General features: G+C 46.8%; 13 protein-coding genes. All 13 read right to left on the bottom strand.

The genetic code is table 11. From position 1 onward, the window contains the following. Positions 1-96 precede the first annotated feature (96 nt). The 13 genes from rny to yfmF all read right to left on the bottom strand — a co-directional run bounded on the left by rny (position 97) and on the right by yfmF (position 13,006). Complete coding sequence (rny, locus tag DCC85_RS09130) at positions 97-1,641, bottom strand: ribonuclease Y (RefSeq protein WP_108465309.1); 1,545 nt, start codon at positions 1,639-1,641, stop codon at positions 97-99. 326 nt (positions 1,642-1,967) lie between these two features. Continuing rightward, a complete protein-coding gene (locus DCC85_RS09125; protein WP_108465308.1) occupies positions 1,968-2,762 on the bottom strand; it encodes a regulatory protein RecX in 795 nt (264 codons plus the stop codon). Positions 2,763-2,834: 72 nt separating this feature from the next. After that, a complete protein-coding gene (gene recA / locus DCC85_RS09120) occupies positions 2,835-3,896 on the bottom strand; it encodes a recombinase RecA (RefSeq protein WP_108465307.1) in 1,062 nt (353 codons plus the stop codon). 241 nt (positions 3,897-4,137) lie between these two features. Then, entirely contained in the window at positions 4,138-5,421 is a 1,284-nt protein-coding gene (locus tag DCC85_RS09115) for a competence/damage-inducible protein A (protein ID WP_108465306.1), read from the bottom strand. A gap of 45 nt (positions 5,422-5,466) precedes the next feature. Next, the gene (pgsA, locus tag DCC85_RS09110; RefSeq protein ID WP_108465305.1) at positions 5,467-6,051 is read right to left on the bottom strand and encodes a CDP-diacylglycerol--glycerol-3-phosphate 3-phosphatidyltransferase; all 585 of its coding nucleotides are present in this window, start codon (positions 6,049-6,051) and stop codon (positions 5,467-5,469) included. A 234-nt stretch (positions 6,052-6,285) separates the two neighbouring features. Beyond that, on the bottom strand, positions 6,286-6,777 hold the full coding sequence (locus DCC85_RS09105; protein ID WP_108465304.1) for a YajQ family cyclic di-GMP-binding protein: 492 nt from the start codon (positions 6,775-6,777) through the stop codon (positions 6,286-6,288). A 147-nt stretch (positions 6,778-6,924) separates the two neighbouring features. Further along, positions 6,925-7,113 carry a hypothetical protein gene (locus DCC85_RS09100; RefSeq protein WP_234414498.1) on the bottom strand — a complete coding sequence of 63 codons (189 nt, stop codon included), beginning with the start codon at positions 7,111-7,113 and terminating at the stop codon, positions 6,925-6,927. 57 nt (positions 7,114-7,170) lie between these two features. Continuing rightward, positions 7,171-8,238, bottom strand: coding sequence for a RodZ domain-containing protein (locus tag DCC85_RS09095; protein ID WP_108465302.1), 1,068 nt, complete (start codon positions 8,236-8,238; stop codon positions 7,171-7,173). Positions 8,239-8,271: 33 nt separating this feature from the next. After that, positions 8,272-9,051 (bottom strand): DUF3388 domain-containing protein, encoded by a 780-nt coding sequence (locus tag DCC85_RS09090; protein ID WP_108465301.1) that lies wholly within the window; start codon positions 9,049-9,051, stop codon positions 8,272-8,274. A 243-nt stretch (positions 9,052-9,294) separates the two neighbouring features. Further along, positions 9,295-9,549, bottom strand: coding sequence for a DUF3243 domain-containing protein (locus tag DCC85_RS09085; protein ID WP_108465300.1), 255 nt, complete (start codon positions 9,547-9,549; stop codon positions 9,295-9,297). 125 nt (positions 9,550-9,674) lie between these two features. After that, the gene (gene ymfI / locus DCC85_RS09080) at positions 9,675-10,442 is read right to left on the bottom strand and encodes an elongation factor P 5-aminopentanone reductase (protein ID WP_108465299.1); all 768 of its coding nucleotides are present in this window, start codon (positions 10,440-10,442) and stop codon (positions 9,675-9,677) included. Beyond that, positions 10,439-11,722 (bottom strand): EF-P 5-aminopentanol modification-associated protein YfmH, encoded by a 1,284-nt coding sequence (gene yfmH, locus DCC85_RS09075; RefSeq protein ID WP_108465298.1) that lies wholly within the window; start codon positions 11,720-11,722, stop codon positions 10,439-10,441. The genes ymfI and yfmH overlap by 4 nt, the downstream gene beginning before the upstream one ends. A gap of 3 nt (positions 11,723-11,725) precedes the next feature. After that, entirely contained in the window at positions 11,726-13,006 is a 1,281-nt protein-coding gene (yfmF, locus tag DCC85_RS09070; protein WP_108465297.1) for an EF-P 5-aminopentanol modification-associated protein YfmF, read from the bottom strand. Between the last annotated feature and the right edge of the window lie 37 nt (positions 13,007-13,043).

The raw sequence follows: 13,043 nt of genomic DNA, 5'->3' as shown, positions 1-13,043 counted from the left end.
CTCATCCGTTCATGCCTATATTCCCTTCATTCTATGAGAGCATGACGGTTAATGACAAAAGCGGCCCCTTCCGGGGCCGCCTTATCAGCATATCCTCTACTTTGCGTATTCAACCGCTCTTGTCTCACGAATTACGGTAACCTTGATGTGTCCTGGGTAATCCAGTTCACTTTCAATCATCTTCGTAATATCACGTGCCAAGCGGAAGCTTTCCGCATCATCAATCTTCTCAGGCTGTACCATAACGCGAACTTCGCGGCCCGCTTGTATAGCATAGGATTTCTCTACACCCTCGAAGGATTCAGAGATCTCCTCCAGCTTCTCAAGACGGCGAATATAAGTTTCCAGCGTTTCACGGCGTGCTCCAGGTCTTGCTGCCGACAAAGCGTCAGCTGCACCTACTAGCATAGCGATGACAGAAGTAGCTTCTACATCGCCATGGTGAGAGGCAATGCTGTTGATAACCACTGGATGCTCTTTGTATTTCTTTGCCAGCTCCACGCCGATTTCAACGTGAGATCCTTCCACATCATGATCCAGCGCTTTACCGATATCATGAAGCAGTCCGGCTCTTCTCGCAAGAACAACATCTTCGCCCAGCTCTCCAGCCATCAAACCAGCCAAATAGGCAACTTCCATGGAATGCTTAAGCACATTCTGTCCGTAGCTTGTCCGGAACTTCAGACGACCTAAAATCTTGATTAGATCTGGATGGAGCGCATGTACGCCCACTTCAAATGTAGCTTGTTCACCGTATTCACGAATACGCTCGTCAACCTCACGGCGGGATTTCTCCACCATTTCCTCAATGCGGGCTGGGTGAATCCGGCCATCGGCCACAAGCTTCTCAAGCGCAGTGCGGGCAATCTCCCGGCGGATCGGATCGAAGCCTGACAAAATAACGGCCTCCGGCGTATCATCGATAATAAGATCGATACCGGTAAGCGTCTCAAGCGCCCGGATATTCCGTCCTTCACGTCCGATGATCCGGCCTTTCATTTCCTCATTAGGCAGAGTCACAACCGATACTGTTGTCTCAGCGACATGATCGGCTGCACAGCGTTGAATCGCCAGCGTAATGATTTCACGGGATTTCTTATCCGCTTCCTCTTTAGCTTGCTGTTCGATATCTTTAATCATCTGTGCCGTTTCATGGCGAACCTCTTGCTCCACATTATTCAAAATAATGCTTCTTGCATCTTCCATAGTAAGATTGGAGATTCGCTCGAGCTCGGTGACTTGATTCTTGTAAATAAGATCGATTTGCTGCTGGGTTTCTTCAATACGCTTCTCTTTGCCAGCCACTTGTTCTTCTTTGCGTTCCAGCGATTCCAATTTTTTATCCAGCGACTCTTCCTTTTGCAACAATCGTCTTTCTTGCCGTTGTATTTCATTCCGACGTTCACGAATGTCTTTATCAGCTTCGGCCCGAAGTCTGTGGATCTCATCCTTAGCTTCCAGAACCGTTTCTTTCTTCAGTGCTTCAGCTTCTTTCTTGGCGTTCTCCATAATTTGAGAGGCCGCATGTTCTGCACTGGAAATTTTAGCTTCTGCAAGAGATTTGCGGATAAAATATCCGATCCCGAACCCAAAGAATAATGACACGGCGGCAACGAGAAAAATAATGAGCCAAACAGGCATATCTGTTCACCTCCTCGTTGTTTCCTCCAAGGCATTCCCTTGGGACGTGTGCAGTTTTTCAAACTTACTTTCACATTAATCATCATACAAAGAATCGATATTCATGCCGATTCAGTAGCACATGCTGATTCATGCGCGGTCGTCGCCACCCCTTACGGCTTTAAGAACCGGCCGAATAAGATGAGACGAAAGGAATCTTGTATAGAAGTCGCATTTTTTGGAAGGAAAAATAGACAACTATCTTTTGTTAGATTCATGTTTCATTTTATTATTCCTGTAAAGAAATTGTCAAGCGATGACACCCGCTTCCTAAGGCTTAAGAGCGTTTAGCACATCCAATCCACTTCATCATCTGCCTTATAGTTCTGATCTGCTAGCTGACGGACAACCCGAGATGCTATAGAGCCAGAGAAACCCCGGCGCATAAGAAATGCAGCAATCTTCCGCTTCCGGTCCACGATCTCTCCCGAGCCTTTGTCCCAGCGCTTACCCGCAAGCGCCAGAGCACTCTGGTACTCTTCTTCCTCAGCTACTTCTCCTAGGGCTTCTTCAATCAGCGGCTTAGATACGCCCTTCTGGCGCAGTTCCTGACGGACCCACATCTTACCCTTGCCCCGGCTTCGAACACGCTGTTCTGCCCATTCTCTTGCGTATAGCGCATCATTTAGCAGTCCTTCACGCTCCAGGCGGTGTATAACCTCAGCCACAGGACCTTCTTCCCACCCTTTTTCATTTAAGCGCATGGTGACTTCATGCTGGGTGCGCGGCTTTCGGCTCAGATAATTAAGCGCTGCAGCATAAGCCTGCTGCTTCTCATCTGCTAGGACGATCTCTTCCAGCTCTTGCTTAGTAAATACAGCTCCCTTAATCATTCTGAATTTAATCATCACATCTTCATGCACATCTATATCATGAGTGCCAAATCGTATCCGATACCGGTATTTGTCACGTCCCTTGAGGCGTTCAACACCTGTTATTGGCAAGGCCTCATCTTCGGGGAAGGCGTCCAACCCTCCTTGGTCTTCAATTTCAACAGATACATCCTCTACCAGCTGTTCCGGGTCGCCAGGAAGGCTGGGGTAAGGGCTCCCTATTGCTCTCCGCCGGTCAGCACTCTCCACGGATCTTCATTCCCTTCAAATAAAAAATAAAGAGTGCCCTCTAAACCTTCAGAGCACTCTTCCATCTTATCCTTATTCGGCTTCAAAAAGCGCTTGCTCTTCCAACTTCTCCGCCTCGGATTCCTCGGCACTAGCCGCAGGAACAACGGTAGTCAAATTGCTTGCTTCGCGGATCTTCTGCTCAATAGCATCTGACACTTCCGGATGCTCTTTAAGGAATTGCTTCGCATTCTCACGGCCCTGACCCAACCGTTCACCCGCATAAGAATACCAGGCACCACTCTTATCCACGATATCATGCTCGACGCCAATATCGATGATGCTTCCTTCTTTGGAAATGCCCTCACCATACATAATATCAATCTCTGCTTGTTTGAATGGAGGTGCAACCTTGTTCTTAACAACCTTGATTCTGGTACGGTTACCAACCATGTCATTTCCCATCTTGATCGTCTCAATACGACGGACATCAAGACGAACCGTGGAATAGAACTTCAGAGCCCGTCCGCCCGGTGTTGTTTCCGGATTTCCGAACATAACGCCAACCTTCTCACGAAGCTGGTTAATGAAGATCGCTATCGTCTTAGATTTACTGATGGCCCCGGACAGCTTACGAAGCGCTTGGGACATCAATCTTGCTTGAAGGCCCACATGGGAATCGCCCATCTCACCCTCAATTTCAGCTTTAGGAACGAGAGCTGCTACAGAGTCGATAACAATAATATCCACCGCGCCACTGCGCACAAGCGCTTCAGCAATTTCTAAAGCTTGTTCCCCTGTATCTGGCTGAGAGAGCAAAAGTTCATCTATATTAACACCAAGTTTATTCGCATAAGAAGGGTCAAGCGCATGCTCTGCATCAATAAATGCAGCTTGTCCGCCAACCTTCTGAACTTCAGCAATGGCATGCAATGCAACTGTTGTCTTACCTGAGGATTCCGGTCCATACACTTCAATAATACGACCGCGCGGGAGTCCGCCGGTTCCTAAAGCAATATCCAAAGCCAACGATCCGCTAGGCACAATTTCTACTTGCATATGAGTGGATTCCCCAAGCTTCATAATGGAACCCTTACCGAATTGCTTTTCTATTTGACGAAGCGCCATTTCCAGCGCAGCACGACGATCTGACAATCAGCTCACATCCTTATAAATAATAAATACAGTGATGTTCTTACATATATAATTGTACCTCGTTTTAGAGCGTTTGCCAAGCATTTTTTCGAACATACATTCGTTTTTTTTTTGTTGAGACAAGCCCTCCTTCCAAAGTGGAATTTCCAATTAAAGGTGCAAAAAGAACCGCAGCCAGCAAAACAGGCTACGGTTCTTCCGTTCCTATAATTATACTTCATAAAATAGAATAGAGCAAAGTTTACTGCTCATGATTCTCTTTCCGTTCACCACCGCGGGCCTTCAATTTCAACCAAAGGTAGTAAAGAATCGTATTAGCCGAACGCTTGCGGATCGTTTGACGGTTCCCCTTCAAGTTTAGCTCATAGGTTACAGTCTCTCCGCCGCGCTCGGACAGGCCGAGATACACAAGGCCGACCGGCTTCCGCTCAGAATACCCTGGTCCTGCCACACCTGTGATGGAGAGGCCATAATCAGCATCGGTGATCATTCGCACCTGCTCTGCGAGCACTCGAGCCGTCTCTGCACTTACAGCACCAGGAGCGTTCTCTCCTTCAAGCATATCGTGGGGAACATTCAGCAGCTTCTCCTTCATTTCATTGGAGTAGCATACGATTCCCCCTTTGAATACAGAGGCGCTGCCAGGGATTGATGTAATTCCCTGCATCAGCAGGCCTCCCGTACAGCTCTCGGCCGCTCCCATCGTCAGTCCCTGCTCTGTCATCATATCGATGAGCACTTTCTCAATAGGCTGATCTTCGGACGCATACATATGATTCGGAAGGCGATCCTTAATTTGATTCTCCACCGATTCAAGCTTCTTCATAGCCTCCAGCTCCGAAGCCGCCTTCGTGGAGAGCCGGATCGTGACCTCCCCCTCCTTAGCATATGGGGCAATCGTGGGATCGTTTTGACCTTCAATTAGATCCATTAGCTCGGTCTCCAGAGCAGACTCACCTATTCCGGCAAATTTGAGCATTTTAGAGTATATAGGCATCTCTCCGGTCAATACCTGCTGCATAATCCACGGCTTGGCTTGAGAAAAGAACATCGGCTTCATTTCACTCGGCGGGCCGGGCAGTACCACATAGTGCTTACCACCTTGTGAAATAGCATTTCCAATAGCTAAGCCCGTCTCATTAGGGAGCGGTGTTGCACCGTCAATGGAGAGTGCCTGCTTACGATTGTTCTCCGTCATCGGCCGGGAACGTTCTTTGAAAAATCTCTCCACATGATCCATGGCCATCCGGTCAATATGTAGGGAACGATCCAGCACTTCAGCCAGCGCATCCTTAGTCAGATCATCCTGTGTGGGACCAAGTCCTCCTGTGAAGATGATCAGATCCGCTCTATCTTCTGCTGTATGAATGGCCTGCTTCAACCGCTGCATGTTATCTCCAACAACAGTTTGGAAGTATACATCAATCCCCAGCGCGGCAAGTTCCTGAGATAAAAACTGCGCGTTGCTGTTCATGATTTGACCGAGCAATAATTCAGTGCCTACTGCGATAATTTCAGCCTTCATATCTACTTCTCCTCCTCAAAGATGACTGTTGAACTATAGGGACCTCTATGCTTTGGTGATGGAGAGGATCTTCTTATTCTTCACAAAATAATCAATCCCAGAATAAATAGTGATCAGTGCGGCTAGCCACATTGCAATTTCATCAAATGGGATAGATAGCCATTCGAACGGGAAGTTGTTAAGCAGGATCACAGTAATAGCAACAATCTGTGTAATCGTCTTCGCCTTCCCCCATTTGCTTGCCGCTATCACAGAACCTTCAAGCAAGGCGACCTCACGAAGGCCGGTTACTGCAAATTCGCGGCTTATAATAACCACCGCAATCCAAGCATCACATTTGCCCAAGGCTACCAAGGAAATCAGCACGGCTGAAACCAGCAGCTTATCCGCTAAAGGATCAAGAAGCTTGCCCAGGTTTGTCACCATATTGTTTTTTCTTGCCAAGTAACCATCAATTCCATCAGTACTGGCAGCCAGAATAAATAATAATGCGGCAATCAGTTGATTAATCGGCAGCGAATAAGAACCCCACTCAATGGAATAAGGCCATTCCCAATCGATCAGCAAAAATACTAGCATAACAGGAATCATAAAAATGCGGGTTAATGTAATACGGTTAGGCAAATTCACTGTAAAGCCTCCCCTGACAGGAAGTGATTACTTACGGATAAATCACAATAGCGTTTAGAAACCGAAGCTGAAGCTTGTTCTAATTCTCTCATACAGAAGTCCCCCATACTTATTTAAGCCGTCTAATCCAAAACCAATCCATACAAGTATAATATACGAAAAATATAGTGTCAAAACGCCGAAAGGCCTGCCTTCCGTGAAGGAAAAAACGGAAGAAAGGCCTTCAATAAAGCTTTATTTCAGATTCGTAAACTGGAGGTCTAGCGGGATATCCGATTTGCGTAGTAATGCGATGACTGCCTGCAAATCATCACGGCTTTTTCCACTAACCCGAATTTGATCACCTTGGATTTGACTCTTTACTTTCAATTTGGAGTCACGAATTAGTACATTGATCTTCTTGGCGTTCTCCTGATCAATTCCTTGCTTCAGGGTAATGCGTTGTCTAACTGTCCCGAGCGCTGCCGGCTCAACCTTGCCATAGTCTAAATTTTTGATTGGAAGGCCTCGTTTGATCATCTTAGACTGGAGGATATCAATGACAGCTCCAAGCTTGTATTCATCATCAGAAGCAACAACCAGCACATCCTTTTCTAGACTTAAGCTGCTTTTGCTTCCTTTGAAATCAAATCGGTTCTCAATTTCGCGCTCTGTCTGATGAATAGCATTGGTCAGTTCCTGCATATCGACCTTTGACACAATATCGAATGAATTTTCTGAACTCATACCATCACTTACCTTTCCTGCAGATCTAAACTATTTTTACATTATATGAAAAATGCAATATGAAGTCTAATTTAGATGCTCTTTGCCTAACAAAACAGGCGCTGCCCCGATCTACTCTGATCGGTGAGCGCCCGTCTGTTCAACACATTACCGGGATTGCTCGCGTTCCGGCTGTCTGAACATATCCAGAATGCCTAATACGATATGCGCGAGTCCAAATCCCAATATACCGTAACCCCAAGCATTTGGAGTCAAGTAATATCCGAGAAGAGATACAACAACTCCTAATCCGGTGACAATCCAGCTTACGGTCATGGTGTACACCTCACTTTTCATTTCAAGAATAGGGTGCATAAGTGAAAGCACTCATATTCTTTCCATGATTAGTCAGGCTTATTCTCCATTCCCTTCATTGCTGGAGGTCGTGCCATCTCCGCTATCTCCTTCTGCTCCGCCGTTGCCAGCAGAATTATCCGGGCTTCCGTTCGGAGCCGTCAGTTCAAGCTGGATCTTGGAGGTATTTCTTCCGTCATCCACGACTTGACCGCCTACAGTAATAACTGTCCGCGAGGATGCGCCGGACTTAATATATAGTCCTTGACTGTCCAAATCATAACTGAGGACTTCGCCATCTTTAGTGTTTTGATAGTAGAGCTTCTCACCGCTTTTATCGCCGCGGCGCACCTCAACCCAGCTGGCACCAGAAGCTGTAATGACTACCTTAACGGGTGCGGAATTAGGGCTTTGAACATTAAAGAGAGCCGCGCTGCCTTTTCTTCCATTCTCACTTACAGTAACACCTTCGGTTACAGGAGTCTGTGTATTATCATTTGTACCTTGCCCTGTTCCCTCCTGCGGAGGAGTCGTACCTTGCTGATTCGCAGCATCTCCTTGCTCAGTACCTGGTGCAGTGTCTGTACCGGTCGATCCACCACCTGCTGGATCCTGTGTATTGCTCTTGCTATCTGTGTCCGCTTTGTCCTTCGCATCCCCAGATGGTGCAGTCGAAGTGCCCTGGTCTTGCTTATTGGTCACAGGAGTCTGATCAACCGCCTGCTTCTCGTCACCCTTGTTGCTGTAAACCACAACAAGATATATAACAACCACGATAATAACAGCAAAAGACCACATTAACGTGGTGGAGAGCCATTTGGCATTACGATCCACAGATGAGGTCTTCGTTCTCGTCCGCTGCAGAACCGGCTCCATTGTTGGCTCAGCCTCAGGCACAGGAACATCCTGTTGATGCTCTGTCAGCAGATCGTCAGGATTTACTCCCACTGCTTCTGCGTAGGTCTTGATAAAGGCTCGAACATAAAAGCTTCCCGGCAGAACCTTATAATCACCTGCCTCGATGGCCTCCAAATATCTTTTGCGAATTTTTGTCATCTCTTGTACATCATCCAGCGATAGTCCACGCGACATACGCGCTTCTTTTAATTGCTGGCCTAGATCCGACATACCATCACCCCCTGTTTATATAGTCTGTAAAATTTATAGATCATCATTATAAATAGTTACGAACGTATCATAAACGATTTCCTCGTCCGGATTGTTTCGTAATTCTATAATTATGTCAAAATCGTTATAGCCATACTCGGACTCCTGCATGAACACATCCGGGTGTTCAATCACCTTTGTAGAAGGCATGCTCATAATGGACTGAAGCAGCAGATGATGCTTTTCATTGGATCGCAATGTGCTGACAATACCATCAATGATAAACACATTATTAGGGTTCCCCTCATCCTCTGAGAGCTGGCTTCGAACCGTCTGCCGAAGTAGCGTTGAGGAGACAAAAGTCCATCTCTTCATGGCACACACACTGCCGGCAATAATCGACTCCGTCTTACCGACACGCGGCATACCGCGAAGCCCAATGACCTGATGCCCATCCCTCTTAAATATTTCACCCAAAAAATCTACCAGTAATCCAAGTTCGTCTCTTGTGAACCTAAACGTCTTCAAATCGTCGGAATCTCGGTCAATATACCGTCCATGCCTTACCGCTAGCCTGTCAACAAGCCTAGGGTTACGCAAGGCACTCACCGTAATATTGTCCACCTTGCCGAGCATCTCGCCCAGCAGCTCGATTTTTCGGTCATCGTCCGTCTCCAGCAGCATTCCGCGGGTCTTACCCTCTACACCATTGATAGTAAGAATGTTGACTTCCAGCATGCCGAGCATGGAGGCAATGTCCCCGAGCAATCCCGGTCGATTCTTATGTATTGTGTACTCCAGGTACCATTGTTTCAACTCTTTCTCCACACCCATTTTGTTATTTCACTCCATGTTTCGACAGAAATTTCGTACTTCCTCTCTAAATCGATTATACTCTCCAAAAATATTCAGAAATCTATACAAAAAAGTACAATCGTGTTTAATGATATATAAAATAAAAATGAAAGGCAAGCGGAAGACATGTTCTGGTCATATATGGTTGAAAAGCCCCCAAAAAAGGGAGCTTTTCATCATAACAAAAGAGTTGAAATTGAACAAATGAGACAACAGAATTCCTTAAGCGTGTTTCTTCGCCAGCTTAACCATCAAGCGGGCAATGGTTTTGCGTTCCTCTTCGTTCCCTACATCCCAAATTTCTTTGAGTGTACGGTTCGATGCGTTCTGAGGGTCAACCTTCTGGTCAAGAAATCCACCGATTTCATAAGCAAGGTTCGCAATGGACTCCTCGCTCATCCCCGCATTCTCGGCATGCTTTACTCGCTCCCCTAGAAACTTCTTCCACGAGTCAAAACTGCTGATTACTGTTGACATGATAAATCCTCCTTCGTTTGGCGCAGATTTAAAATCAACAGTCGTAATATGTGTTTTACGGGACATTTTTATACAGAGCCAGTCACTTGAAAAAACTCCCTCTAATCACTGCAGTATTTAACAGCTTATGTGATCCAGCCTCCGTTAGGACTTATAATCTGCCCAGTGATATAGCTGGATTCCGGAAGCGCCAAAAAGTAAACCAGCGAAGCAATTTCATCAGGATCGGCGAGCCTTCCGGCCGGAATCTCCTCCTCCAGTTGCCTTAGCTCCTCGGCTTCAAAGTCTTTCATCATATCGGTCATCACTGCGCCAGGCGCTACCGCATTAACCGTTACGCCTGAAGGAGCAAGTTCCTTAGCCAGCGCTTTAGAGAACGCATTAACGCCTCCCTTGGCAGCAGAGTAAACCACCTCACAAGAAGCTCCTGAGATTCCCCATACGGACGACACATTGATGATCCGACCAAACTTCTGGCTGATCATATAAGGCATAAAGACTTGCGTACAAAGGAACAGGCCCTTCAAATTAACATCCATGACCTCATCCCACTCCGCTTCGCTAACATCGGAGAGCAGTCCATACCTGGCGATTCCTGCATTGTTCACCAGAATGTCCGGATAGAGGCCGTGGTCCTCCAGCTTCTGGTGCATTCGTTCAATTTCTTCTCTGCTGCGAATATCAGCTGAAACTGTATACACCTTGGCCCCCTGCTCCATGCATCTCCGGGCTACCTCATTAGCCGCTTCATGGGATCTCCCGTAATGAATGACCACGTTCATTCCAACCGAAGCAAAGCGTTCTGCAATCTTGGCTCCAATGCCCCGGCTGGCCCCCGTAACTAATACAGTCATTTCCCCGAATTTCTTATCTCCCCCGGCAACCAAATTCATTTTGGGCTCACCACAAGCGAAATCGACAATTGCTGCCAATTAATATGTTCACGCAGTCTGGCGTTCACTTCATCAAGTGTAATGGATTCATAAACAGGAAGCACCTCGAACAGATCCCCACCGCGGAAGCGATAGCGTGTGAATTCATGGGCGATATTCTCAGGTGAGTTCAGCATGCGCAAATACCCGCCAATTTTCTTCTTCCGCGCGCGTTCGAAATCATCCGCCTTAAAGCCAGTCTCCACCAGCTTGCTTACCTCTTCCTTAACGGTGGATAGCAGAAGCTCAGGATCCCTAGTGTCTCCGCCTATCGCAGAGAAGGCATAAGCAGGATCACTGCTAAACTCATGGCCGAAGCTGTCGGAGATCAGATCAGCGTCGTACAGCTTCTGATACAGTGGGGTGCTTGAGCCAAAGAGCAGATCAAGCATCAGCTTACTTGTCAGATCATGGCGCAGCAGTTCCTCGCCTCTTAAACCCAGACGAGTCTCCTTGAAGCCAAACAGGCATTTAGGCAGCGATACCGGCAACTCCACAGTTCGCTTAGCTTCCGCAACCTCAGCAGGTTCCTCTTCAAATATGCGTTGGATTTGCCCCTGCGGTTTGTAATCTTTGGCAGCCTGGTTCGCACGGACCAAATCCATCACTTCCTGCGGATTTACCCCGCCAACTACAAACAGGATCATATTGCTTGGATGATAGAAAGTGTGGTAGCAGGTATACAACGTTTCTTTGGTGATGGTTCCAATGGATTCTACCGTCCCAGCGATATCAATATGCACAGGATGGGTTTTGTACATTGCCTCGATTAAGCCAAAGTACACACGCCAATCCGGGTTATCCTGGTACATTTGAATCTCTTGGCCGATAATTCCTTTTTCCTTGTCTACATTTTGGTCTGTAAAGTACGGATGCTGCACAAAGTTAATCAGAGTCTCCAAATTCTCATGAATGTGGTCAGTTGCCGAGAAGAGGTACACGGTCTGATCAAAGCTTGTGAACGCATTGGCAGAAGCACCGTTTGAAGCAAAAGTTGCAAAGATATCACCTTCAGGCTCTTCAAACATCTTATGCTCCAAAAAGTGAGCGATCCCGTCTGGAACCTGAGTCTCCTTCTGGCCTTCCACCTGAAAGTGATTATCGACTGAGCCATACTTCGTGGAAAATGTAGCATAAGTCTTGGAAAAACCAGGCTTCGGAAGCACATAAACTTCGAGCCCGTTATCCATAGTCTCATGATAAATTGTCTCTTGCAGCCGGTCATATATGATGTTATCCAACGGTCATCCCTCCTTCTGTCCTGTCAAGAAATAAATCGTATCTAAGTGGAAAGTTTCGGATGCCGCCACGATATCCTGCTTCGTAACCTGCTCTACCTGAGCAAGCAGTTCTTCAGCCGTGCGCTCCTTGCCGGAAATTACACGATTGAAATCATAGGCAATCATTTCAAAAGCAGAATCCTGCATTTCACGCAACTGGTTGCGGATCATCGCCTTCGTTTGGGACATCTCCAGGTCACTGATGGAGCCTTCCCGCAGACTGGCCAACTGTTCTTTGATGATATTCAGCGCCTTCTCATAATTCTCAATCTCAATACCGGATTGAATCGTGGCCAGTCCTTTATGCCCGTCATAACGAGACGCAGCGTAATAAGCTAAACTTTCTTTCTCTCTAACATTAACAAACAGCTTGGAATGTGGGTAGCTTCCTAGGATTCCGCTATACATCAGTGCTGCGGCATATCGGTCATCACCGTATGAAATAGGCGTGCGAAGCCCCATATTGAGCTTTCCTTGATTCACATCCAGACGCTCAATAACTGTTTTCACCTCGCGCGGTGTATAGTCAAAAGATAACGTTTTGTAATCAACTGCTTGATCACGATTTACATCGAAGCTTCGTTCAACCAGCTTGGTTACTTCATCTAGTGTAGTATCCCCGACAACATATAAGTCAAGGCTGGCTTCCTGCAGCCATTTCTGATATGAAGCATAGAGATTCCCAGGAGAAATCTGTTCCAGATCTTCCCGGCGTCCCAACGGATGCAGCCTGTAAGCATCGCCCTCGAACATTTCTTCAATGCAGCGTTCTGCCGCATAACGAATTTTATCATTAATGATTGATTCGAGCTTCTTGCGAATGGTCTCCTTCTCTGCCGATACATAAGCTGTTCTAAAGCTACTGTGTTCGGTTACCGGACTTGTGACAACCTCTCCCATAAAGGCGAGAGTACGGTCAAGCAAAGATTCATTTGTATTGACAAAGGAATCATTGATCGTATCCATCCGCAGCTGAACAATCTGGTAATTTCCGCGTTTGTACACATCAAATCCAAAGCCTGCACCGTAAAGAAGCTCCAACTGCTCCCTGAACTGAGTCGTCTCCGGATAGGAGGATGTACCGCGTCTTAGGACAAATGGAGTCAGGGCAGTAGGAGTTACCGTGTCTTCTTGCAGTGGAATCCCTGCATATAATGAAACAGCGAAGGTTTTAAAGCGTTTTGTTGGCAACACATGAATGCGGATATGCTTCACTTGTCCCCGTTCGAACTTAGGCGTATTCAAAGGTCATAACCCCTTTACTTAGAGACTGTAACTTCGT

This window comes from Paenibacillus sp. CAA11 (assembly GCF_003060825.1).
Classification (GTDB): domain Bacteria; phylum Bacillota; class Bacilli; order Paenibacillales; family Paenibacillaceae; genus Fontibacillus.
This window is presented reverse-complemented; position numbering and strand designations above follow the sequence as displayed.